Annotated in this window: 23 protein-coding genes; 12 read left to right on the top strand and 11 right to left on the bottom strand. The window is 58.0% G+C overall.

Annotated elements, in window-relative coordinates:
- Nucleotides 1–57 precede the first annotated feature (57 nt).
- Entirely contained in the window at nucleotides 58–1533 is a 1476-nt protein-coding gene (locus GOV53_RS09360; RefSeq protein WP_170465681.1) for a sulfatase-like hydrolase/transferase, read from the bottom strand.
- 217 nt (nucleotides 1534–1750) lie between these two features.
- On the opposite strand from GOV53_RS09360, the gene GOV53_RS09355 reads away from it, so the two are divergent.
- The 8 genes from GOV53_RS09355 (at nucleotide 1751) to GOV53_RS09320 (ending at nucleotide 7888) form a co-directional block, all read left to right on the top strand.
- Nucleotides 1751–2020 (top strand): DUF6525 family protein, encoded by a 270-nt coding sequence (locus GOV53_RS09355; RefSeq protein ID WP_254439245.1) that lies wholly within the window; start codon nucleotides 1751–1753, stop codon nucleotides 2018–2020.
- Between the two features lie 255 nt (nucleotides 2021–2275).
- Nucleotides 2276–3952 carry a 30S ribosomal protein S1 gene (gene rpsA / locus GOV53_RS09350; RefSeq protein ID WP_170465678.1) on the top strand — a complete coding sequence of 559 codons (1677 nt, stop codon included), beginning with the start codon at nucleotides 2276–2278 and terminating at the stop codon, nucleotides 3950–3952.
- Nucleotides 3953–4223: 271 nt separating this feature from the next.
- On the top strand, nucleotides 4224–4508 hold the full coding sequence (gene ihfB / locus GOV53_RS09345; protein ID WP_037310872.1) for an integration host factor subunit beta: 285 nt from the start codon (nucleotides 4224–4226) through the stop codon (nucleotides 4506–4508).
- A 7-nt stretch (nucleotides 4509–4515) separates the two neighbouring features.
- Nucleotides 4516–4866, top strand: coding sequence for a lipopolysaccharide assembly protein LapA domain-containing protein (locus GOV53_RS09340; protein WP_170465950.1), 351 nt, complete (start codon nucleotides 4516–4518; stop codon nucleotides 4864–4866).
- 9 nt (nucleotides 4867–4875) lie between these two features.
- Complete coding sequence (locus tag GOV53_RS09335) at nucleotides 4876–5517, top strand: phosphoribosylanthranilate isomerase (RefSeq protein ID WP_170465675.1); 642 nt, start codon at nucleotides 4876–4878, stop codon at nucleotides 5515–5517.
- Nucleotides 5518–5563: 46 nt separating this feature from the next.
- Nucleotides 5564–5899 carry a DUF3291 domain-containing protein gene (locus GOV53_RS09330; protein WP_170465672.1) on the top strand — a complete coding sequence of 112 codons (336 nt, stop codon included), beginning with the start codon at nucleotides 5564–5566 and terminating at the stop codon, nucleotides 5897–5899.
- 67 nt (nucleotides 5900–5966) lie between these two features.
- The gene (trpB, locus tag GOV53_RS09325) at nucleotides 5967–7214 is read left to right on the top strand and encodes a tryptophan synthase subunit beta (RefSeq protein ID WP_170426774.1); all 1248 of its coding nucleotides are present in this window, start codon (nucleotides 5967–5969) and stop codon (nucleotides 7212–7214) included.
- Between the two features lie 122 nt (nucleotides 7215–7336).
- Complete coding sequence (locus GOV53_RS09320) at nucleotides 7337–7888, top strand: class I SAM-dependent methyltransferase (protein ID WP_170465669.1); 552 nt, start codon at nucleotides 7337–7339, stop codon at nucleotides 7886–7888.
- 24 nt (nucleotides 7889–7912) lie between these two features.
- On the opposite strand, the gene GOV53_RS09315 is transcribed toward GOV53_RS09320, so the two are convergent.
- The 9 genes from GOV53_RS09315 to GOV53_RS09275 form a co-directional block, all read right to left on the bottom strand.
- Nucleotides 7913–8233, bottom strand: a complete 321-nt coding sequence (locus GOV53_RS09315; RefSeq protein WP_170426772.1) for an antibiotic biosynthesis monooxygenase family protein — start codon at nucleotides 8231–8233, stop codon at nucleotides 7913–7915.
- An 85-nt stretch (nucleotides 8234–8318) separates the two neighbouring features.
- Nucleotides 8319–8696: a DUF2237 family protein gene (locus GOV53_RS09310; protein WP_170426771.1), complete on the bottom strand. Its 378-nt coding sequence runs from the start codon at nucleotides 8694–8696 to the stop codon at nucleotides 8319–8321.
- A 9-nt stretch (nucleotides 8697–8705) separates the two neighbouring features.
- Nucleotides 8706–9869, bottom strand: coding sequence for a serine hydrolase domain-containing protein (locus GOV53_RS09305; protein WP_170465666.1), 1164 nt, complete (start codon nucleotides 9867–9869; stop codon nucleotides 8706–8708).
- 82 nt (nucleotides 9870–9951) lie between these two features.
- On the bottom strand, nucleotides 9952–10632 hold the full coding sequence (pth, locus tag GOV53_RS09300; RefSeq protein WP_170465663.1) for an aminoacyl-tRNA hydrolase: 681 nt from the start codon (nucleotides 10630–10632) through the stop codon (nucleotides 9952–9954).
- A gap of 90 nt (nucleotides 10633–10722) precedes the next feature.
- Nucleotides 10723–12642 (bottom strand): DUF3604 domain-containing protein, encoded by a 1920-nt coding sequence (locus GOV53_RS09295; RefSeq protein WP_170465660.1) that lies wholly within the window; start codon nucleotides 12640–12642, stop codon nucleotides 10723–10725.
- A gap of 166 nt (nucleotides 12643–12808) precedes the next feature.
- A complete protein-coding gene (locus GOV53_RS09290; RefSeq protein ID WP_170426767.1) occupies nucleotides 12809–13459 on the bottom strand; it encodes a 50S ribosomal protein L25/general stress protein Ctc in 651 nt (216 codons plus the stop codon).
- 248 nt (nucleotides 13460–13707) lie between these two features.
- The gene (locus GOV53_RS09285; protein WP_170465657.1) at nucleotides 13708–14874 is read right to left on the bottom strand and encodes an alpha-hydroxy acid oxidase; all 1167 of its coding nucleotides are present in this window, start codon (nucleotides 14872–14874) and stop codon (nucleotides 13708–13710) included.
- A 154-nt stretch (nucleotides 14875–15028) separates the two neighbouring features.
- The gene (gene trpA / locus GOV53_RS09280) at nucleotides 15029–15820 is read right to left on the bottom strand and encodes a tryptophan synthase subunit alpha (RefSeq protein ID WP_170465654.1); all 792 of its coding nucleotides are present in this window, start codon (nucleotides 15818–15820) and stop codon (nucleotides 15029–15031) included.
- A gap of 79 nt (nucleotides 15821–15899) precedes the next feature.
- Nucleotides 15900–16394: an acyloxyacyl hydrolase gene (locus GOV53_RS09275; RefSeq protein WP_254439244.1), complete on the bottom strand. Its 495-nt coding sequence runs from the start codon at nucleotides 16392–16394 to the stop codon at nucleotides 15900–15902.
- A gap of 190 nt (nucleotides 16395–16584) precedes the next feature.
- Here GOV53_RS09275 and ychF point away from each other — a divergent pair, with 190 nt between their 5' ends.
- Nucleotides 16585–17682: a redox-regulated ATPase YchF gene (gene ychF, locus GOV53_RS09270; protein ID WP_170465651.1), complete on the top strand. Its 1098-nt coding sequence runs from the start codon at nucleotides 16585–16587 to the stop codon at nucleotides 17680–17682.
- Between the two features lie 402 nt (nucleotides 17683–18084).
- Here the strand turns inward: ychF and GOV53_RS09265 are convergent, their stop codons facing one another.
- Nucleotides 18085–18549 carry a MaoC family dehydratase gene (locus GOV53_RS09265; protein WP_170426761.1) on the bottom strand — a complete coding sequence of 155 codons (465 nt, stop codon included), beginning with the start codon at nucleotides 18547–18549 and terminating at the stop codon, nucleotides 18085–18087.
- Nucleotides 18550–18692: 143 nt separating this feature from the next.
- Between GOV53_RS09265 and GOV53_RS09260 the strand changes: the two genes are divergently transcribed.
- The 3 genes from GOV53_RS09260 to fdhF all read left to right on the top strand — a co-directional run bounded on the left by GOV53_RS09260 (nucleotide 18693) and on the right by fdhF (nucleotide 24160).
- Nucleotides 18693–19574: a LysR family transcriptional regulator gene (locus GOV53_RS09260; RefSeq protein ID WP_170465648.1), complete on the top strand. Its 882-nt coding sequence runs from the start codon at nucleotides 18693–18695 to the stop codon at nucleotides 19572–19574.
- 85 nt (nucleotides 19575–19659) lie between these two features.
- Entirely contained in the window at nucleotides 19660–21363 is a 1704-nt protein-coding gene (locus tag GOV53_RS09255) for an NAD(P)H-dependent oxidoreductase subunit E (protein ID WP_170465645.1), read from the top strand.
- A gap of 13 nt (nucleotides 21364–21376) precedes the next feature.
- Nucleotides 21377–24160 carry a formate dehydrogenase subunit alpha gene (gene fdhF / locus GOV53_RS09250; protein WP_170465642.1) on the top strand — a complete coding sequence of 928 codons (2784 nt, stop codon included), beginning with the start codon at nucleotides 21377–21379 and terminating at the stop codon, nucleotides 24158–24160.
- Nucleotides 24161–24197 lie beyond the last annotated feature (37 nt).

Genomic DNA, 24197 nt, shown 5'->3' with positions numbered 1-24197 from the left:
CACGGCAGGTGCTCTGCGTCGATGGAGCATCCGCGACACCAAAGCGAAGAACCTAGGCTACAGCGCAGGTCCTTCGCGTAACTTTTCCTGCTCGGACGGTGTGGGTGTATGATTGAACACAAAAGCCGTCCGACAGGCTTCTTCACCGCCCTGCTCTTCGATCTTCTTGCGCTGGTCGGCAAAGGCGCGGGCGTTGACCTCTTCGGGGTCGCAAATTTCACGCAGCCGTCTTTCTCCTTCGATCAGCGCAGCCTGAACCTGCGGGTCATTCGCCCGGTCCACCGCGCGATTGATTTCCTCATGCGGGTCGGTTGACAGGTCGAACAGCTGCGGGGTCTGGCCCACATAGTAGACGTATTTCCAGGTTCCCCAACGCACCATGAAGCTGCCGGTTTTAGAGCCGCCGTCATGGTATTCGCTGAACCCTGTTCGGTTTAGGTCGTCCGGCGCATTGGCAAGATCAATCAGAGACTGGCCGGGCTGCCCGGCATTGTCATCGTCATCTGCCACGCTGCAAACATCACGCGCCGTCGCGGCAATATCCGTTAGGTTGGTACAGGTCTCGACCCGGTGCCCAGCAGGAATGCCCGGACCCGCTGCGATCATCGGAATTCCTGCGCTGGCCTCATACATGACCTGCTTGGTCCAGAACCCCTGATCGCCCATCATGTCGCCGTGGTCCGAGACATAGACGACAACGGTATTTTCAGCCTGTCCGCTATCTTCCAAAGCCTGCACTATTCGCCCGACACAATCGTCCATCAGTGATGTCAGACCATAATATGCGGCCTTGGCCTCTCGCATTTTTTGTTCGTCAAAATAGTCGTCATAGTTGAAGAAACCCGCGATGTTGCGCAGCTCTTCGTGGTCAGGCAACCCTTTGCCGTACGCGACCGGAAGATCCATCAAAGCGGGATCGTAAAGGTCATACCATTCCTTGGGGCAGGTCAGCGGGTAATGCGGGCTGACCAGCGAAACGAACGCCGCCCAGGGTTGGTTTTGGCGCGCAGGGTCGGTCAGCCACGCCTCGGATGCTGCGGTAATGTCCAGATCGTAGTCGGTATACGTGCTGGGCCCGACGCCCACATCCTCGGCCAGTTCTGACGCCGAATCATACGCCGGAGGGTTCTCTCGCAAAAGACCCACGGCCCAGCCAACACCGCCGACCACATGCATCGGCAAGATCTCCTGTGAGAAACCGTTGTCGTCATCGGCGGACCGAAAGTGCAGTTTTCCGATTGAAACCATCTCGCGCCCAGCATCGCGCAATTGCCGCATCCAACTGCGCGGTTGCCCTTTATACGGCGTCGCGCTGTCCCAGTTTCCCGTTTTGTGCACCCAGTCACCGGTCGCCAGCGCGGCACGTGTCGGCACGCACATGGGTGAGGGGGTGTAGGCGGATTGAAACATCGTGCCACGTTCGGCCAATGCATCCAGATGGGGCGTTTTGACGATAGGATGCCCGGCACACCCCATCGCGTCTTTGCGGTGTTCGTCGGATATGATGACGAGAAAGTTCAGGTGCTGGCTCATGAGGTCCTCCGGCTTTAGGCAAGCCTCGCTACTGGGTCAAACATTGCTGTTCGAAACGCGACATTCGCCAGAAAATCTATCTGGTATCGCCTCGAAGTCCGGCTTGCGTGTGTAGCTTTGCAAATGTAATTACATAGCAAAACTTTTGAGCGAGCATAACGACCCACATCAAAGCCGAACAAGGTAGGTTCATGCGCGCCAAAGACCGGAGCGCGCGATGACCAACCGAAGCAACAATAGAAACCTGCGCAGCCAGATCAAACGCCGTCGACGTGCTGGATCTCCGATGCAGGCTTATGACGCTCTGCCCGCCGAGTTGCGGCTTTGGTTGGCTTCGGCCTGCCTGCCGTGGAGCCCGGCCTCGGCCCTGCGGATTTGGGACAAGGTTGGAGGCGCGCGCGACCCCGACACGGCCTATTCCCGCCTGAATGCGATTGAGCAGTCGATGCTGCAACGCGACGCGCAGGTTTGGGAGGTGGCGCGCTAACCCGAAAGACCGCCGAGCCCCTGTATTTCATGGCTTTCCACTTGCGCCCGCTGGGGAATCCGCATATACGCGCGCTGTCGATACAAGGGCGGTCAACGTCCGGATGACGTTTCTGAGCAGGGCCGGGTTACCTCGGCCCTTTGTGTTTGTTTGCTCAGGGCCGCACCGGGTTACGCCTGAAGACATCATGAAACAAGACCGGCGGAGACAACCGCTCGGCCAGCAAAAACGTTATGTAAAGGAAAATGACGCCACATGGCTAACGCATCCATGGAGGAATTCGAAGCCCTCCTGAATGAAAGCTTCGAAATGGACACACCCGAAGAGGGTTCTGTTGTCAAAGGCAAGGTTCTGGCGATCGAAGCCGGCCAAGCCATCATCGACGTAGGCTACAAAATGGAAGGCCGCGTTGATCTGAAAGAATTCGCAAATCCCGGCGAAGCCCCTGAAATCGCTGTTGGTGACGAGGTAGAAGTTTACCTGCGCGCCGCAGAAAACGCCCGTGGCGAAGCCGTCATCTCGCGCGAGATGGCCCGCCGTGAAGAGGCATGGGACCGTCTGGAAAAAGCATATGCCGACGATCAGCGCGTCGAAGGTGCAATCTTTGGTCGCGTCAAAGGTGGCTTCACCGTTGATCTGGGTGGCGCGGTTGCGTTCCTGCCCGGCTCGCAGGTTGACGTTCGCCCCGTGCGCGACGCTGGTCCGCTGATGGGTCTGAAGCAGCCGTTCCAGATTCTGAAAATGGACCGCCGCCGTGGCAACATCGTTGTCTCGCGTCGCGCAATCCTGGAAGAATCGCGTGCCGAACAGCGTGCCGAAGTCATCGGCAACCTGTCCGAAGGTCAGACCGTCGAGGGTGTTGTCAAAAACATCACCGAATACGGTGCATTTGTTGACCTCGGCGGCGTAGACGGCCTGCTGCACGTCACCGACATGGCATGGCGCCGTGTGAACCACCCGTCCGAGATCCTGACGATCGGCGAAACCATCAAGGTTCAGGTCATCAAGATCAACAAAGAGACCCACCGCATCAGTCTGGGCATGAAGCAGCTGCAGGAAGATCCGTGGGATCTGGTTGCTGCGAAATACCCGCTGGGCTCGGTTCATCAGGGTCGCGTCACCAACATCACCGATTACGGCGCGTTCGTCGAGCTGGAAGCCGGTGTCGAAGGTCTGGTGCACGTATCCGAGATGTCCTGGACCAAGAAAAACGTCCACCCCGGCAAGATCGTTTCGACCAGCCAAGAAGTCGACGTCATGGTTCTGGAAATCGACGGCGCCAAGCGTCGCGTGTCTCTGGGCCTGAAGCAGACTCAGCGCAACCCATGGGAAGTGTTTGCAGAAACACACCCCGAGGGCACCGAGGTCGAAGGCGAAGTCAAGAACATCACCGAATTCGGTCTGTTTATTGGCCTCGAAGGCGACATCGACGGCATGGTTCACCTGTCGGACCTGTCCTGGGACGAGCGTGGCGAGGATGCGATCCAGAACTACCGCAAAGGCGACATGGTTTCGGCCGTCGTTTCGGAAGTTGACGTTGAGAAAGAGCGTATCTCGCTTTCGATCAAAGCCCTGGGCGGTGACAAGTTCGCCGAAGCCGTGGGCGGCGTGAAGCGTGGTTCGGTCATCACCGTCGAAGTGACCGCGATCGAAGATGGCGGCATCGAGGTGGAATACGAAGGCATGAAATCCTTCATCCGCCGTTCGGACCTGTCGCGTGACCGTGCCGAACAGCGCCCTGAGCGTTTCTCGGTCGGTGACAAGGTCGACGTTCGCGTCACCAACCTCGACAGCAAGACCCGCCGTCTGGGTCTGTCGATCAAGGCACGCGAGATCGCCGAAGAGAAAGAGGCCGTGGAACAGTACGGTTCCTCCGACTCGGGCGCATCGCTGGGCGATATCCTGGGTGCAGCGCTGAAATCGGGCGACTAAGCCCGGGGCGCATCCCGAACACGATTTTCGGCCTCGCACGCAAGTGCGGGGCCGTTTTTGTTGCGAATCAACACCTTCCAAAATTTGGGTTTATTCCGGCAGTCGCTTGTGCATTTGGAGCAGAATCCACCGGATCAAGCAAAAAATCGCCCGACTTCGCAGCAAAATGAAGGCATTGCGCCTCGAGTAAACGTTCCCCCGATCCCGGTTTTTTCCTATACTGCCCAGAACACTAGACATGGTTAACCGGTCGCCTGGGAGGGTAACGCATATGATCCGTTCAGAACTGATTCAGAAAATTGCCGATGAAAACCCGCATCTCTACCAGCGTGACGTCGAACGGATCGTAAATACCGTGTTCGAAGAAGTGACGGATGCCATGGCCCGTGGTGACCGGGTTGAGCTGCGCGGTTTTGGCGCGTTCTCGGTCAAACAGCGGGATGCGCGCGTTGGTCGCAACCCCAGAACCGGCGAAACCGTACAGGTCGAAGAAAAATGTGTACCATTCTTCAAGACTGGCAAGTTGCTAAGGGATCGATTGAACGGTAAAGCCTGACATCATGATGCGCTACCTTCGATATGCTTTCCTGGCGATCCTCGGGATCGTCCTTGTGTCCGTCTCGCTGGCCAATCGCCAGATCGTCGAACTCAAGCTGATGCCGGATGCTCTGGCTGAATTGCTGGGCTTTAACCTTTCGACGAATCTGCCGTTGTTCATTGTCGTTCTGGGCGGTGTCGTGGCCGGTTTGATCATCGGGTTCCTGTGGGAATGGCTGCGCGAGCATAAGCATCGCCGGGATGCCTCGGTCAAAACTGGCGAGGTGCGCAAGCTTGAGCGTGAGGTCAAGAAGCTCAAGAATAAGCAGAACGAAGGTAAGGACGACGTGCTGGCTCTGCTGGACGAAGCCAGCTAAGGCACTCCAATGTCAGACATCGCTGTAAAAATTTGCGGGTTGACTGCGCCCGCTCATGTGCGCGCTGCGGCCGAGGCCGGGGCGCGGTACGTTGGGTTCGTGTTCTTTCCGAAATCACCCCGCCATCTTGAACTGGACAAGGCCGCTGAACTGGCTCAACTGGTTCCCGCTGGGGTGGCCAAGGTGGCACTGACGGTGAATGCATCGGATGAGGATCTGGACCGCATCGTGACCGAGGTGCCCTTGGACATGCTTCAACTGCACGGCAAGGAAACGCCCGAACGGGTGTCCGAGGTTCGTGGCAAGTTCGGACTGCCGGTCATGAAGGCGATTGGCGTCGCCGAGGCAGAAGACCTCAGCGCAATTGACTTGTATTCGGAAGTGGCCGATCAGTTGCTGATCGACGCCAAACCACCGCGGACATCTGAGTTGCCGGGCGGCAATGGGCTGGCCTTTGACTGGAGGCTTTTGGCGGGTCGCAAGTACTGGCAAAAACCATGGATGCTGGCCGGGGGGCTGACGCCTGACAACGTTGCCGAGGCGATCCGCATGACCGGCGCGAGTCAGGTTGATGTGTCTTCAGGTGTAGAAAGCGCGCCCGGGATTAAAGATCCCATGAAGATTTCTGAATTTATCCAAGCGGCCTGTTGATCTATCCAAAGCTTTCCCCCGTATATAACCGTGAGGAGGATAGGAGATGCTCGCAGCGATTGGCGGAGTTTCCCTAAAAAACTGGTTCTACGCGCCGGAGTTTGTCTGGCGTGCTGGCCGTGCGTTGCAGCAGGCGCAGGGCGACCCGCTGTGCCTTTACGCTCAGTTGTTTAGACACGAGGAGCGTTATTTTTCACTCAGTGTCTGGCAGGATGCCGAGGCGATGCTGACCTTTTCCCATTCCGGTGCGCACCGTCGCGCAATGGCGGTCGCGGCGAAGCTGTCGATCAGCCATGAGTTCCACCATTTCCCTTGTATTGCTGTGCCAACTGAAGAACAGGCATTGCGGATTTGGAAGCAACGGTTTCACCCTGCGAATTGATACGTTTTGCCATGGCAAAACCCTCCGCTACCTCCTATGAACAACGGGTACGACGAGGGAGACACCCATGGCCAACGATCTTTTCAATTCCTTCATGTCCGGTCCTGATGAGCAGGGGCGTTTTGGCATCTTCGGGGGGCGGTTTGTCAGTGAAACGCTGATGCCTCTGATCCTGTCGCTGGAAGAGGAATATGAGAAAGCCAAGGTGGATCCGACCTTCTGGGCCGAGATGGACGATCTGTGGGCCAACTATGTGGGGCGCCCGTCTCCGCTGTACTACGCGGAACGCCTGACCGAGCATCTGGGCGGCGCGAAGATTTACCTCAAGCGTGACGAGCTGAACCACACCGGCGCGCACAAGATCAACAACGTGCTGGGCCAGATCATTTTGGCACGTCGCATGGGCAAGACCCGGATCATCGCGGAAACCGGGGCAGGGCAGCACGGCGTGGCCACAGCCACCGTCTGCGCCAAATTCGGCTTGAAGTGCATCGTCTATATGGGCGCGCATGACGTGCAGCGTCAGGCACCGAACGTGTTCCGCATGCGTCTGCTGGGGGCCGAAGTGATTCCGGTGACCAGCGGTCGTGGCACGCTGAAAGATGCCATGAACGACGCCCTGCGCGACTGGGTGACCAATGTGCGCGACACGTTCTACTGCATTGGTACCGTGGCCGGTCCGCACCCGTACCCGGCGATGGTGCGCGATTTCCAATCGATTATTGGCAAAGAAGCCAAAGAGCAGATGATGAAGGCCGAAGGCCGTCTGCCAGACACAATCATCGCCGCCATCGGCGGTGGGTCGAACGCGATGGGCCTGTTCTATCCCTTCCTGGATGACAAGGACGTCAACATCATCGGTGTCGAAGCCGGCGGTAAGGGCGTGAACGAAAAGATGGAGCATTGCGCCTCGCTGACCGGTGGTCGCCCGGGCGTGCTGCATGGCAACCGCACCTACCTGCTGCAGGATGATGACGGCCAGATCCTTGAAGGGTATTCGATTTCAGCCGGTCTGGATTATCCCGGTATCGGCCCCGAGCATTCGTGGCTGAACGACATCGGCCGCGCCAACTATGTCTCGATCACCGACAAAGAGGCGCTGGAAGCGTTCCAGCTGTGCTGCGCGACCGAGGGCATCATTCCGGCGTTGGAGCCCAGCCACGCGCTGGCGCATGTGATGAAAATCGCGCCTGACCTGCCGAAGGATCACCTGATCTGCATGAACATGTGTGGTCGCGGCGACAAGGACGTTCAGACCGTGGCGAAGTATTTGAACTTCGACATGTCCGATACCGAAGGCCGCACAGCAGACTAAGGCTTGTCCCGGGGCTTTGCGCCCCGGGTAATTCATGCCAACCTGCTTGGCATGCACAACGCATCCGGCTCAGAAAAGCTCGACCAAAATACGATGCCGCTGCCCCCGGCTGGGCGGACAAGATGCGCCTGCTCGGCTATTTCGATGCGTATTTGGGGTTCCTTTCGGTCGGGTCACCTCAAGACTTGGGGCAGAACGCGCTGGACGTTGGGTGCGGCACCGGTGCCTTTGCCGAAGCCCGCGCGGTCATTCAGCCCCGGGGTCAAGTCACCTTGCTGGAACCATCCGGGAAAATGCTGGCACAAGCAGACCACGCTTTGGCCAGAAGGGGAGCCACCGCAACGACGGTCCAATCACACCTTGAGGATTTTCGACCTGCTGAACCGCACGATTGCATCCTTGCGGCCCACGTCCTTGAACACTGCGAAAACCCGACCGACGCATTGCGGCACTTGCGCGGGCTGTCTGCGCCCGCAGCAAGGCTGTGGCTGGTCGTTAGCAAACCGCATTGGTGCAATGCGATTATCTGGTTTCAATGGCGTCACCGATCCTACAGGCCCCGACAGGTGGCCAAGATGCTGGGCGACGCAGGATGGGAATTGGAGGCGGAGCACAGCTTTCCAACCGGTCCGCCTTCGCGCACGTCGCGCGGCTATCTGGCACGCGCTGTGTGATCGTCGTTTTGGACGGTGGATCAATCAGCTCTGGTGCAGAACGGTTTCGAACCCCTCGAACTGAGGCGGTCCCATCAGGGCATACTGCGTTTTGCTGTTGCCCGCATTCTTGTGCGCATCACGGAACTGTTCCGATTTGGTCCAGGCCTCGAAGTCGCTGCGGCTGTCCCAGATGACATGACTGGAATAAAGACGATAGTCCTCGCCTTCGGGGCCTTTCAGCAAACGAAACTCTTGAAAGCCCGGCAGCTCCTTCAGACGGCTTTCCCGGTCTTTCCACACGGTTTCGAAATCGGCTTCGCTGCCCAGACGGACCTTGAAGCGGTTCATGGCGATAAAGCTCATAGCCTACCTCGTTTGCTGACGGTTGCACGCTTGCTAAACTGAGTGTTGGCTGGCGGGTTTCTTTGATGCGTTTTTGACGACAAGGTCAATCAGGTTCCGCGGCATTTGCCCGCAGAATACCAATCGGAACGATGTCCAGCGCCTGTTGATGCGTGGCTTCAAGATACACCTTCGGTGCGCAGCCTTCATCATGAGCCTGCAGAAAGCGCCCGGCGCATAGACACCATTGGTCGCCGGGTTTGAGGCCGGGAAAGTTGAACTCGGGGCGCGGGGTGCTCAAATCATTGCCGACGTATTTGGAATAGGCCAGAAACTCGGCTGTCATTACGGCACAGACCGTGTGGCTGCCCTGATCCTCGGCGCAGGTGTTGCAAGCCCCATCCCTGAAGAACCCGGTCAACGGATCGCGGGAACAGGGGGCAAGCACGCCCCCCAGAACGTTGACACTATCCAGTTTTTGCATGGCCGCACCTCACAGGCTTTGGGCGATCTTTCGGAACATCTCTATGTTAGCTTCGTTGACGCCTTTGTCACGGAAACTGCGATCAGCACCTGTGGACACGATCAGAACACCGCGTGGCTGATCAAAATAGATGTATTGCCCATAAACACCACGGGCCAGAAACTCGCCCTCATGCGCGCCGACGGGAATCCACCACTGATAGCCGTAGCCAATCTTTCCGGTCTCGGTTGGGGCGCTGGGGAGGACCGACTCGGCGATCCATTCCGCAGGGACGATCTGCTGACCGTCATGCACGCCGTTTTGCAGGATCATCTGCCCAAACCGGGCAAAGTCGCGGGTCGTAAAGTTCAGGCCGCCCAGAACAAAAGCCACGCCAGCACCGTCGGTGACATAGTAGCCATCGCGTTCAAGACCCAAAGGTTGGAGGACCTTCTCGGTCAGCAGTTCAGCTACAGGTCGTCCCGCTGCACCTCGGATCACCATCCCGATGACATGGGTGTCGATTGAGACATATTGCCAAGTATCGCCAGGCGCAGTGAACGTCTCGTTCAGCGAGGCGGCGAAGTCATCCAGCTCACCACCCAGGGCAACGACACGACCCATGCGATTAATGTCTGAGTTATAGTCCAGATAGTCCTCGTTGAACGTGACGCCGCTGGCCATGTTCAACACGTTGCGGATTGTCGCGCCGTCATAGGCGGTGCCCTGCAGTTTTGGGGCGTATCTGGTCACCGGGTCATCCAGTGAGTCGATGGCGCCCTCGGCCATCAAGATCCCGAACAGGGCGGAAAGATAGCTTTTGGCAACCGACCAGGAAATCCGACGATCATCCGGAGAGGTTCCCAGATAGTATTCTTCGAACCGGATCTGTCCGTCCTGCATCACCAGCAAAGAAGTCACGGCGCGGTCTTCAATCCAGCTGTCCGTGCCTTCGGGCAGGTCAAATCCGGGGCCATAGATCAGCTCATAGGTGGGTCCATCGCCGCGAGGCAGGCTGACAGTTTTGAAGGCCTGATCCATATGCGAGAAGTTGTGAACGATCTTTTCCTCGGAAAACAAAGAGTTCACGGCCATAAGGCGTTGAATCTCTTCGCGCTTCCAAAAGCCCACAACAACAGCTGCCAGCACCAGCATCAAAACGATGCGCAGCACCCATTTCATCAGGGTTCGCATGTGTCACCTCCCGTTTGACTGCCGCATTGGAACGCGGCAGGCCTGTGTTCGCAATTAGGACGTAGCGGCAAATGCAGCGGGTCTATTTGAACTTGTCCAATAGTTTCTGCATTGCCGACCTGCTATCGGCTTCGGGTTCCGGCGCAGGTTCGGCGGCCGGTTTTTTAGGTGCGGCGGGCGATTTGGATGACCGCGGTGGCGCGGTGCGCAGCGCGACCGCATTCATAAATTTGCCGCCGTCACCATCGGCCAGATGCCCGGCCCCATCGGACACGCCCCGCAGAACGTCATCCAGCCAGTCTGCGTCAGCCTTTGCAAAATCGCTCAGCACGTAAGGCGAGACCATTTCCTTGCGACCCGGGTGTCCGATGCCCAGCCGGACCCTGTCATAGGCCGGGCTGATATGTTCGTGGATCGACCTCAACCCGTTGTGCCCGGCATGTCCGCCGCCCGCTTTGACGCGAACCTTCCCCGGGGCAAGATCCAGTTCGTCATGAAACACGGTCACGTCGGTCGAATCGAGCTTATAGAACCGCATGGCTTCGCCCACGGACTGACCCGAGCGGTTCATGAATGTTTGCGGCTTGACCAAAAGTACTTTTTCCGAGCCCAGCCGACCTTCGGAAATCTCTGCCTGGAACTTGGATTTCCACGGTCCGAAACCATGTTCATCGGCGATCCGATCCAGTGCCATGAACCCGATATTGTGCCGGTTTCGGGCGTATTTCTGACCCGGATTCCCCAGTCCGACAAAAAGTTTCATGGCTCTGCTCCGCGCGTCCTTGTTCGCTTTGCCCCCTCATGCCCCGAAACGGCGCAGAAATCCAGACGGGGCAGGGGCAGAAGGTCGCTCTCAGCCCTCGGGCGTGTACCAGATCGGCGACGTGTAGGCGCGTTCCGTCGTGGTCATCGGTACGTCAGCGTCCATCTGGACATTGAAACGCTTGGCTTCATAGGCCGTCCAACGCGGCGTTGGGATTTCGATGACGCGGACATAGTAAAAGGCCCGTTGTGACGGATCGAACTCGGGGTCCTGCCAAAAGGTGATCAGTTCCGGTGCGCCTATCGTGTTGGTCCAAGTGGCGTTTCCCACGTCCACCGTGTTCCCGACTGAAGGCAGCTTGCCGTCCGCTCCGGGTGCGCGATCGCCGCCCCACGCAACGTCAAATACTCTCTCTCCGCGCGTGCCGTCTGCGTTCAACCAACCTTTGATGACCTGAACCCGGTCGAGGTTGCCGCTATATGGGTCTTTAAGCGCTGCAATCAGGAAGTTGGGTGCCCCATCGCCGCTTCTGGCTGGCAGGTCCGACCCCATGGGGACGCCTTTTGCGTACCCAAGATCAGCAGGTAGACGGGACAGCGCATCCTCTTCCGCGAAATCCCAGCCGCCGAAGAACCGCACCAGAATCCGGGAACCGGTGGTGCCGTAGACCTCGCGTCGCTCAAGCGCGTCGAAAATCGCCTCGCGTGTGTTCTCCATCGCCCAGACGGCCGCGTAGCCGCCAGAGGCCTGTTTCCAGCCATAGATCGAAAACTCCGGATCAGGTGCTTCAATAACCAAATGTTCCCAGCGGTTCGGTTCCGGTTCCACGCCGGAGTGCTTGCCAAAGAAGTTTTCCTCTTCTACCGCAGCCATCCCTGTATGGGCATCGGTAGAGCCTATCTGGCCAACCTTGTAGGGGTTGATGCCCAGCTGTTCTTCCAGCATCAAACCGGTTTTGTAGGCCTCGCGCGAATACTCGTATTGCAGCATGTCCTGTGTCTTGGCTTCGGTTCCGTTCAGGTTCGAGGCGTCCCATGTGTCGAAATCCGCAAACTCGTCATCTGGGCTGAGGAAGGGGTGCGCCTCGCTGTCGCCTTTGATCTGGGTGGTTTCGATAACCGGCTCGAACCGGGCACGCAGGCGCGCGTTCTCTTCGGTCAGCGGTGTTCCGTCAAAATTTGAGACCGAGAACAAACGGCCATTGGACAGGTTGCCGTTATGGGGAATGGCCAGCACGTCCCCACCTGTCCGATTTTCGTAATCGGCCAGGTGCGCCCAGAGATCTTCGGGGTTCTTGCTGTCGAACTGCGAGAATGGAAGCACCTGATTGGCCCTGGCGGCCCCGTCGCGGAAGATCACGTTGCGGTGGATGTTGTCACCGCCCTCAGATGTCCACTCATACCCGATCAGAGCTGTAAAGACGCCGGGCTCGTTATACCGATCCGCAAGCGTGGTGTAGTCCTGCCACGCATCCTTAATGGCTTTGGGGTTGTCGATCGGGGGCTCGTCCCCAGACAGGGATGCAACGATTTCCATTGCGGTGGCAAAGACTGTATCCGTGTCGTTGCTGGTCAGAGCGTCGTACCAGGACTTTCCTTGAGGCGTGGACAGGATGTTCTGATCCCCACCCAAGAGCTGTGGCATCAACCCGTACATCTCGGCGTGGTCCGAGATCACAAGCCAATCCAACGGTCGCGCCAGTTTGGCCTGCAGGCCGTGCGTCGTGGTAACTTCATGGCCCCGCGCGAACCGAAAGGCGTCTTCCTGGCTTAGGCGAGTCATTGTCCCCGCGTCGACGGAAACGTCCGTATGCAGGTGCGTGTCTCCCCACAAGGGTCGGGTCGGAAAGTTTCGCCCCGCATAGGGCGAGAAATGATCAGAGGTGAATCTGTCAGCGACCTCATCCTTGCTGGGCAGCGTGTCCTGCACCTGAGCGGAAGATGCTGAAGCGCAGACAAAACAGCCAATGACAGAAAGCAAAACGGGCAGGGAATGAATTTGTGATGTCATGATCGGAGGCTCCATAGAAGAATTCGATGGGCATGGGGTTCAAAAAAACGAACCGCCGTAGCGGAGCCTAACATAGAAAACCATCAAATGCGAAAATTCGCATTTCAAAATGAAAAACGGGGCCCCGAAGGACCCCGTTTCAAATTCAGGACTCTTTGGCCTGAACTTATTCTTCAGCTTCCTGGCCGACGACTTCAACTTCGTCTGCGGCCACTTCTTCGCCTTCTTCGTCATCGCTGGTCGACAAACCAGTCGGTGCCGAGATGTTGGCGATCACGAAGTCACGGTCGATGGTCGGCTTGGTCCCTGCGGGCAGGTCAACCGACGAAATGGTGACAACGTCGTTGATGTTCAGACCGGTCACGTCAACGGTGATCTTCTCAGGAATATCACCGGCGGTGCACATCAGCTCGACTTCCGGACGAACGACGGTCAGAACGCCGCCCTTCTTGATGCCGGGCGCTTCGTCTTCGTTGATGAACTCAACAGGGATGTACAGCGCGATCTTGGTGGTCCGACGCAGGCGCATCAGGTCCAGGTGGGTCGGCAGGTCTTTGACAACGTCACGCTGAACGTCGCGGCAGATGACGCGAACGTCTTCGTGGCCGTCAACTTTCAGGTTCCACAGAGTCGACTTGAACCGGCCAGCTTTCAGGCGCTTGAACAGTTCGTTGAACGGGATCTGAATCGGCAGCGGCTCTTTATCGCCACCAAAAACAATGCCCGGAACCATGCCGTCGCGGCGTGCTTGACGAGCGGCGCCCTTGCCTGTCCCCGTCCGTTCCAGAGCTACGAGATCAGGAATCTCTCCAGCCATGATAATTCTCCAAGTGTTAGGGCGGGCATCCTCCAAGGCTGTATGCCCGCGTGAAGCCGCGTCCTTAGCTTGATTCACCCGGTTTGGAAAGGGGTTTTTGCGTTCCGCGTTTTTTGCGAGGCTCTGCCTCGCGCTCCGAGGTATTTGGGGCCAGATGAATAAAGGATCCGCTGCTTCATCTGGCTGAAAATACCTCGGGGGAGGCGCCCGAAGGGCGGCGGGGGCAGAGCCCTCTTGTACTCCCAAGGTTACTTTTCCCAGCGGCCGCCAAAGTCTTGCGGTACCAGAAGGTTGTGACGACCCAAATTGCCGACGCTCCGCTCGCCGCACAGTGCCATTGTGGTGTCCAGTTCCTTGTGGATGACCTCTAGCGCCGTTGTCACGCCTTTCTGACCCATTGCGCCCAGCCCATAGACAAACGCGCGGCCGATATGCGTGCCCTTGGCACCTAATGCCAAAGCTTTAAGAACGTCTTGGCCTGACCGGATACCGCTGTCCAAATGAACCTCAATGTCGTTGCCAACGGCGTCCATGATCTCGGGCAATACGCGGATCGAACTGAGCGCCCCGTCCAATTGGCGGCCACCGTGGTTCGACACGACGATCGCGTCTGCTCCCATCTTGGCGGCCATCTTGGCGTCTTCGGCGTCCAGAATACCTTTCAGGATCACCTTGCCGCCCCATTGCTCCATCAGCTTTTCGACCTTGGCCCAATCGAGACTGGGGTCGAATTGTTCGGCTGTCCATGCGCCCAGCGATGACGCGTCCGAAACGCCCTCGGCATGACCAACGATATTTCCAAACTCGCGTCGGTGTGCGCCCAGCATCTCGATCCCCCAGGCCCATTTGGTCATCAGGTTCGCGAGGGTCTTGGCGGTTAATTTCGGCGGGGCCGACAGGCCATTCTTCAGGTCTTTGTGGCGCTGCCCCAAAATTTGCAGGTCCAATGTGATGACCAACGCCGAGCATTTGGCATCTTTGGCGCGCTGGATCAGACGGCTGACGTAGTCCTGATCCTTCATTGTATAAAGCTGAAACCAGAAGGGTTTGTTGGTGTATTCGGCGACGTCCTCGATCGAGTTGATCGACATTGTCGACAAGGTGAACGGCACACCGAATTCTTCAGCGGCTTTGGCAGCCTTCATTTCGCCATCCGCGTGCTGCATGCCCGTCAGGCCGACCGGGGCCAGGGCCACTGGCATAGCCACATCTTCGCCAATCATCTGCGACGCGGTCGAGCGCCCGTCCATGTCCACCGCAACCCGCTGGCGTAGCCTGATCTCTTCGAAATCCGAGGTGTTTTCGCGGAATGTCTGTTCTGTCCAGCTGCCGCTTTCGGCGTAGTCGAAGAACATGCGTGGCACACGTCGTTCGTAGATGCGTTTCAGGTCGTCGATATTGGTGATAACGGGCATATGGTTCGGCCTTCCCAGGATTGGTTCTTTTTGTTTACCAATCATTTGAGGGCCTCGCAACGCTGCGAAATTGCAACTCGCGGCGAGGTTGGAAAAGACAACAAAAAACGCAGCCGGTATGTGCCGACTGCGTTCAAATCAATTCGAAACAGGATCAGCCCGAATGCGCGCCGTCCGCCAGCGATCTAACGAAATCCAGAACCTCGGCCGTAGGCTTGCCCGCCGCGATCTGACTAACAATGGCCGAGCCAACCACGGCACCATCTGCGACAGAGGCAATGGCCTGCGATTTTTCCGGTGTGTTGATTCCGAAGCCGACGATCACGGGCAGATCGGTTGCGGATTTGATCCGGGCAACTTCCGGGCCGACATTGGTGGCCTGCGCTTCGGCAGCACCTGTGATGCCGGTGATCGAGACGTAGTACACAAAGCCCGATGTGTTCTGCAGAACGCGGGGCAGGCGCTTGTCATCGGTGGTCGGAGTGGCCAGACGAATGAAGTTCAAACCCGCGGCCTGCGCAGGCAGACACAGCTCATCATCCTCTTCCGGCGGCAGGTCGACAACGATGAGCCCGTCAATGCCAGCCTCTTTTGCATCAACAAGGAACTTATCAACACCGCGGCTATAGATCGGGTTGTAATACCCCATCAGCACAATCGGAGTGGTGTCGTCGGTTTCGCGGAAAGCACGGGCCAGATCCAGCGTCCGCTGCAACGTCATTCCGCCATCCAGCGCACGTTGGCCGGCCGCTTGGATCGTGGGTCCGTCCGCCATCGGATCGGTGAAGGGCAGGCCCAGCTCGATCACATCGACACCTGCGCCCGGCAGGCCCTTCACGATTTCAAGCGAGGTTTCGAAATCCGGGTCTCCGGCCATGATATAGGCGACGAACGCCTTCTTTCCCTGTTCCTTCAGAGCGGCGAACTTGGCGTCGATACGGGTCATAGGCAGTCCTTGCAATCAGGTTCAGGCCTGATGTGCAGAAAGTTGGCACGGAAATCAATCCCGGTTCGAGCCAGTTGGCTCAGAACGCGAAATGGTATCTGAGCAAAACTGAGTTCAATCCGGGGTTGGGTTCTTCCGTGCTGGCGTTGGATTTATGGGTAAATGCCACGGACAGCTTGTCGCCGCCGTTTAAGGTATACCCAACTCCAAGCAGGCTGCGGATTTGGAAATTGCCCCCAAGGTCATTCTGGGCGTTTGACGCGTTGTAGTAACCCGGCATAACACTGCCTTCGACAAACCAGCGGTCTCTGAACGTGTAGATTCCTACTAGGCCCAGTCCAATGTGATAGTCGCCATCCACGTCAACCGACAGCGCGCTGCCCCATGTTGCGCTGAATCGGGCGGCCTCATGAAATGGTCGATGTTGATACTCTAAAGCGAAAATAGCCTGATCTTCATACGGGCTATCTGCCAATCCGGCATACCCAGCTCCGAGTATTACAGATTGTGCATTTGCGGACGTCGCAGCCAATAACAGCCCAAGGGCAAAACAAAGAGATTTCATGACAAGCATTCACTATTCATTTGTTTCAATTCGCTAATTGGTGATCCTAAAGCCCAGTTTTCAACATACGCAAGCGCACAATTTCGTAACAGTATTTTGATGTTGTCATTTGGTTGCGTTGATCTTCGGCTGCCCCTACCTTGCGCATTGGCCCCGACCTGCATAGAAGCTGCGCTCGAATGGTATGCAGGAGGCCGTTATGGGCTTTAAAATGGGAATCGTGGGTCTGCCGAACGTTGGCAAGTCGACCCTCTTCAATGCGCTGACCAAAACCGCAGCTGCGCAGGCGGCAAATTTCCCGTTCTGCACGATTGAACCCAATGTGGGGGATGTTGCCGTGCCCGATGCCCGGCTGGATAAGCTGGCGGCCATAGCAAGCTCGAAACAGATCATTCCCACACGCATGACCTTTGTGGATATTGCGGGACTGGTAAAGGGTGCATCGAAGGGTGAAGGCTTGGGCAACCAGTTTCTGGCCAATATCCGCGAGACGGACGCGATTGCCCATGTGCTGCGCTGTTTCGAGGACGGCGACGTGACGCATGTGGATGGCCGGGTCGATCCGGTGGCCGATGCCGACACCATCGAGACTGAGCTGATGCTCGCCGATCTGGAAAGCATCGAAAAGCGCCGCGCCAATCTGGTGCGCAAGCTGAAAGGCAACGACAAAGAGGCGCAACAGCAGGACCGCTTGCTGGCCGAAGCGCAAGCGATGTTGGAAAGCGGCAAGCCCGCGCGTCTGGTCGAAGTGTCCGATGAGGATGCGAAAGCCTGGAAAATGCTGCAACTGCTGACCACCAAACCGGTGCTATATGTTTGCAACGTCTCGGAAGAAGAAGCCGCCGAAGGCAATGAATACTCCGCCAAGGTGGCTGAGATGGCCGCGGCTCAGGGCAATTCCCACGTCATCATCAGCGCCAAGATCGAAGAAGAGATCAGCCTGCTGGAAGAGGACGAGGCCCAGATGTTCCTGGAAGAAATGGGTCTGGAAGAGGCCGGTCTGGATCGCCTGATCCGTGCGGGCTATGACCTGCTCAAGCTGGAAACCTATTTCACCGTCGGCCCGAAAGAGGCCCGCGCCTGGACCATCCGCACCGGCACCGCCGCACCGCAGGCCGCTGGCGTAATCCACGGTGATTTCGAGAAAGGCTTCATCCGCGCCGAAACCATCGCCTATGACGACTATATCGCTGCGAATGGTGAGCAGGGTGCGAAAGAGGCGGGCAAGATGCGGGCTGAGGGCAAGGGCTATATCGTCAAGGATGGCGACGTGATGCACTTCTTGTTCAATACCTGAACGCGATCAGCGTTTACGTCAGCCCGTTTCGTTCAGACTGCAGTGAGTGATCAGCCAGCTTCCGTCTGGCTGTTCATACAACACGTTAAGCGATGTCCCGTGATCGGCTGCACCCTCGCTGAAACGGGCAAGACACCAGCCAATGTGGCCGTTGATATCGGCCTGTACGACCTCAATGGCTTTGGTCTCCGCCCCTTCGTCGATCCACTCGGCATGCGTCGCTTAGATGGCCTTTCGACCCTTTGCCGCTGGCCCATAAGGTGAGAAGATTTCTGCGTTGTCAGAGAAAAAAAACGCACATCCTGCAGGGTCATTTGATCGATAGCATGCGACATAACCGTCGAACAATTTCTGAAATTCCAATATCGCGGTCATCTTACGTCTTTTGGCCTTCCTGCTGCGTCATGCTGACTCGACGGGTTTCCGTCGCGCCATGACGTGGTCAATGGCGTAGCTGAGCACCTCGACTTCTTTTTGGTTGTATGAACGATAGCGGAATCGGACCGTACCCCTGTCAGGCTTTGAACGGGATGGCTTGATGGATTCGACCGTGACACGTGCGCGGATTGTATCGCCCGAGAAGACTGGAGCGAGCCACCGCACCTCGTCCATACCATGGCCGCCAAGATTTGTGCCGTTCAGCACACCGGTGTCGCGAAACAGCCGGAAGGTCAGAGCAATGGTTTGAAATCCACTTGCGACAAGGCCTCCAAAAATTGACTGCGCCGCTGCGTCTTTATCCACATGGAAGGGTTGTGGGTCGTGTACCAGGGCAAAGTCTACAATTCCGCCCTCGGTGAGTGTGATGCCCCCGGTTTCGAAAGTATCCCCCACAGCCAGATCGTCGAGATATTTGCCGTTCGTCATACTAATACCCGCATAAACTCTGATTTTCACGATACCGTCGCGTAATCCAATAAGATACGGTATGCCGATTTTGGGCAGTGCGCACTTTTATACGCTGAAAAAAGCGATAATCTGACGCCTGCCTTTCAGCTGGACAAATCCAAATGATCGAAATCCGCGACCTTCAATTGCTCAACGCCCTGGCGCGGCATCAGCACTTTGCAAAGGCAGCTGAAGAGTGCGGGATTTCTCAGCCTGCCTTTTCGATGCGCATTCGCAACCTTGAGGATCGTTTGGGCGTCTCGATCGTTCGGCGGGCCAACCGCTTTCAGGGCCTGACGGAAGAGGGCGAGATGATCGTTCAGCGTGCACGGCGTATTCTGGACGACGCCAAAGCGCTTGAGCAGCAAGTGCTTGCTTCAAAAGGTGAAATCACGGGCACATTGATATTGGGAGTGATCCCTACTGCGATTGCCTTCACCGGACGTTTGACCAAACGTTTACGCGATGCGCATCCCCGCATCATTACACGGATCGAAACCATGTCCGCCACGGCAATCCAGCACCGGTTGGACGAGGGCAGTTTGGACGCAGGTATCACGTACGGCGACAGCATCGGGACCGATCTGCGGCAGGTGCAACCGCTTTATGAAGAGACCTACGTGCTGCTGGTTCCGTCTCATATGACCGATGAGACTGGCCCGATCCCTTGGGCGCGCGTGGCAGAGTTTCCGATCAGCCTGCTAGAGCCTCAGATGCAAAACCGGCGCATCCTTGACCGAATCTTTGCCGAACAAGGTCTGCATCCGGATGTTGTCGCCGAAACCAGCGGGTTCACCGCCTCGATGGTCATGGCGCGGGAAGGTTTGGCAGCCACTGTTGTCCCACGTGTACTGGTCCGTGCGCTGGGGGACTTGAAAGGCACGAAGGTGTTGCCGCTGGTCGACCCTGTCGTCAGCAAACCGATCTGCCTGGCAACCCTAAGCCGGGATCCCGAATTGCCGACCGTCAAGGCGCTGCGTGCTGTGATGACGTCTTTACGGTGATAAACTGTCGTTATCGTGTGATTGCGATATGCGATTTGACGATATGCTAATCTGATGAGACACGGAGCCTCAATCGGAGGGCATCATGGCACCACTAGACACCAAGCCATCAGGCGCGCCAAAGGGCGTCTGGAAGTCAGGTAAAGGCAAAGGGCGGCATACGCCCAAGGGCCGTCAGTTCACGGATGAGGCGCAGGCTGAAATCGCTCGCCTGCTGGGCGACCGCCCGCGCCGCCGTGACCTGCTGATCGAATTCCTGCATTTGATTCAGGACGAGCACGGCCATATCAGCGCCGACCACATCGCGGCATTGGCGGTCGAAATGCGGATCGGTCAGGCCGAGATTTACGAGACCGCCACCTTCTATGCCCATTTCGACGTGGTGAAAGAGGGCGAGGCACCTCCGCCCGCGCTGACGATCCGTGTTTGCGATTCCCTGTCCTGCGAAATGGCCGGTGCCCAGCAACTGCAGAAGGCTTTGGAGGACGGTCTGGACCCATCCGAGGTCCGCGTTGTCCGCGCGCCTTGCATGGGCCGCTGCGACACCGCTCCGGTGCTGGAAATTGGCCACAACCACATTAACCACGCGACCCCTGAAAAGGTGCAGGCCGCGATTGCCGCTGGTGACACCCACGCGCATCTGCCCGACTATGAAACTTTTGCCGCCTATGAGGCAAACGGCGGCTACGCCAAACTGAAAGAGCTGCGCGACGGCGGCGATTGGGAGAAGGTGCAGGAGGACGTCCTGTCCTCGGGTCTGCGTGGTCTGGGTGGGGCCGGCTTCCCGTCCGGCAAGAAATGGGGCTTTATTCGCATGAACGAAGGTCCGCGCTACCTGGCCGTTAACGGCGACGAAGGCGAACCGGGCACGTTCAAGGACCGCTACTATCTGGAGCGCACGCCGCATCTCTTCCTCGAAGGGATGCTGATCGCAGCATGGGCGGTCGAGGCGGAAACCTGCTTTATCTACATGCGCGACGAATATCCCGCGGTTCTGGAAATCCTGCGCCGCGAGATTGCGGCGCTGGAACAGACCGGGATTGTCGAGCAGGGTTACATCGACCTGCGCCGGGGTGCCGGTGCATACATCTGCGGTGAAGAATCCGCGATGATCGAGTCGATCGAAGGCAAGAAAGGCCTGCCGCGTCACCGTCCTCCGTTCGTGGCGCAGGTTGGGGTCTTTAATCGCCCGACCTTGGTGCACAATGTTGAGACGCTGTATTGGGTCACCAAGGTTTGCCGTGAGGGGCCGGAATGCCTCAACAGCACCGAAAAGAATGGCCGCAAGGGCCTGCGCAGCTACTCGGTCTCGGGCCGTGTGGCGAAGCCGGGCGTCTACCTGCTGCCTGCAGGCTCGACCATTCTGGACGTGATTGAGGCTGCTGGTGGCATGGCCGAAGGCCAGACCTTTAAGGCCTATCAGCCGGGCGGTCCGTCCTCGGGCCTGTTGCCTGCATCTATGAACGACATCCCGCTGGATTTCGACACGTTGCAACCGCATGGAACCTTCATCGGGTCTGCTGCTGTGGTGGTCCTGTCCGATCAGGACACCGCCCGCGACGCGGCGCTGAACATGCTGCGGTTCTTCGAGGATGAAAGCTGCGGTCAGTGCACCCCCTGCCGGGCGGGCTGCGAAAAGGCCGTGAAACTGATGCAAGCCGACAAATGGGATCAGGACCTCCTGGAGGACCTGTGTCAGGTCATGGGCGATGCCTCGATCTGCGGTCTGGGGCAGGCGGCCCCGAACCCGATCCGCCTGGTCATGAAACATTTCGCTAACGAAATCTGAGGGAGACAGAGCCATGCTTGATGCAAGCCCAAACAAGACCGTCACCTTCAACCTGAACGGCGAAGATGTCACCGTGCCCGAAGGCTGGACCATCTGGGAAGCCGCCAAAGGGCAGGGGTTCACGATCCCGCACCTGTGCCACAAGCCACAGCCGGGGTATAAACCCGACGGCAACTGCCGCGCTTGTATGGTTGAGGTCGAAGGCGAGCGCACTCTGGTCGCCTCGTGCATCCGTCCTGCGGCAGACGGCATGGTGGTGAAAACCGACAGCGACCGTGCCGAGAAATCGCGCGCGATGGTCATGGAACTGCTGGTCGCCGATCAGCCCGAGCAGCCGCACGATGCCTCCAGCCATTTCTGGGATATGGCCAAGCTGAATGAAGTCAGCGACAGCCGCTTCCCGGCGAAAGAGGCCGAGAAAATCCCGCTGCTGGATGACAGCCACGTTGCCATGCGCGTCAATCTGGACGCCTGCATCAACTGCAACCTCTGCGTTCGTGCCTGCCGTGACGTGCAGGTGAATGACGTGATCGGTATGGCCGGACGCGGGCACACCGCACAGGTCGTGTTCGACCAAAACGACCCGATGGGCGATTCGACCTGTGTCGCATGCGGTGAATGTGTTCAGGCCTGCCCAACCGGCGCGCTTATGCCCGCCACCGTGCTGGACGATCAGCAGCACGGGGACAGCAAGGATTACGACTCGGAAACCGAAAGCGTCTGCCCGTTCTGCGGCGTGGGCTGCAAAGTCTCGCTGAAGGTCAAAGACGGCAAGGTCAAATATGTCGAGGGCATTAACGGCCCCGCAAACGAAGGCCGACTGTGTGTCAAAGGGCGCTTCGGCTTTGATTACATCCATCACCCGCACCGCCTGACCAAGCCTCTGATCCGTCGTGAGGATGCGCCTGCGAAGGGTCTGAACGTCGATCCCGGAGACTTGTCGACCCATTTCCGCGAAGCGACATGGGACGAGGCGATGGATCTGGCCGCCACCAAGCTGAAAGCTCTGCGCGACGAAGACCCGCGCAGCGTTGCTGGTTTTGGCTCGGCCAAGTGCACCAACGAAGAAGCCTATCTGTTCCAGAAGTTCATCCGTCAGGGCTTCAAGCACAACAATGTCGACCACTGCACCCGTCTGTGCCATGCGTCGTCGGTTGCGGCTCTGATCGAGAATGTGGGCTCGGGCGCTGTGACCGCGACCTTCAACGAGATTGAAAACGCGGATGTGGCGATCATCATCGGTGCCAACCCGATCGAAAACCACCCCGTTGCGGCTACCTATTTCAAGCAGTTCACCAAACGCGGTGGTAAGCTGATCGTGATGGATCCGCGCGGTGTTGGGATGCGGAAGTTCGCTGACGAAATGCTGCAATTCCGTCCGGGGGCGGATGTCTCGATGCTCAACGCGATCATGAACGTGATCGTCGAGGAAGAGCTTTACGACAGCCAGTATATCCACCGTTGGACCGAGAACTGGGAAGCCGAGAAAGAGCATCTGCGCCAGTTCACGCCCGAGGCGATGGCCCCAATCTGTGGCATCGAGCCGGATCAGCTGCGCCGCGTCGCGCGCACCTTTGCGCAGGCCAAGGCCGGTCTGATCTTCTGGGGCATGGGCGTCAGCCAGCACATCCACGGCACCGACAACTCGCGCTGTTTGATCAGCCTCGCTTTGATGACCGGCAATGTCGGCAAACCCGGCGCGGGTCTGCACCCGTTGCGCGGCCAGAACAACGTGCAGGGGGCCTCGGACGCGGGTCTGATCCCGATGTTCCTGCCAGACTACAAGACGGTCACGGATGACAATATCCGGGCGCAGTTTACGGATGTCTGGGGTTCGGACGATTTCTCGAACGAGAAGGGTCTGACTGTCACCGAGATCATCGACCAGATCTATGCGCGCAACATCAAGGGGATGTACATTCTGGGTGAAAACCCGGCCATGTCCGACCCAGATGTAAACCACGCGCGCGAGGCTTTGGCCAAGCTGGACCTGATGATCGTACAGGACATCTTCCTGACCGAAACGGCGAACTATGCGGATATCATCCTGCCCGCCTCGGCGCTGTACGAAAAGAACGGCACGGTATCGAACACCAACCGTCAGGTACAGCGGGTTCGCCCTGCAGTGACACCTCCGGGTGAGGCGCGCGAGGATTGGGCGATTACGGTCGAACTGGCGCAGCGTATCGGTCTGAACTGGGAGTACACCGATGTCTCGCAGGTCTTTGCAGAGATGAAGTTGACCATGGAGTCGCTGAACAACATCACCTGGGAGCGGCTCGAGACCGAGTCGATCACCTATCCCTCGCTCAGCGAAACCGACCCCGGCCAGTCCATCGTCTTTGGCGATGGCTTCCCGCGCACGGATGGTAAGGCTCGGTTCACCCCGGCCAGCATCATTCCGCCAGACGAGGCACCGGATGAAGATTACCCGATGATCGCCACCACGGGCCGTCAGCTAGAGCATTGGCATACCGGGTCCATGACCCGCCGGTCCAACGTTCTGGATGCGGTTGAGCCTGAGGCGAACTGCTCGATGAACCCGCGGACGCTGAAGCTGATGGGGATTGAGCCGGGTGAAATGATCCGTCTGACCACTCGTCGTGGTTCAATCGAGATCATGGTTCGTGCGGATCGGGCAATTGCCGAAGATATGGTGTTTATCCCCTTCGCTTATGTCGAGGCGGCGGCGAACATCCTGACGAACTCGGCCATCGACCCCTATGGGAAAATCCCCGAGTTCAAGTTCTCGGCGATCCGGGTTGAAAAGATCGAAGACGCCATCGCGGCTGAATAAATCTGCAGACGATATGCAAGATGGGCGGCCCCTGTGG

The sequence above is a fragment of the Ruegeria arenilitoris genome (assembly GCF_013035315.1).
Classification (GTDB): Bacteria; Pseudomonadota; Alphaproteobacteria; order Rhodobacterales; family Rhodobacteraceae; genus Ruegeria; species Ruegeria arenilitoris_D.
This window is presented reverse-complemented; position numbering and strand designations above follow the sequence as displayed.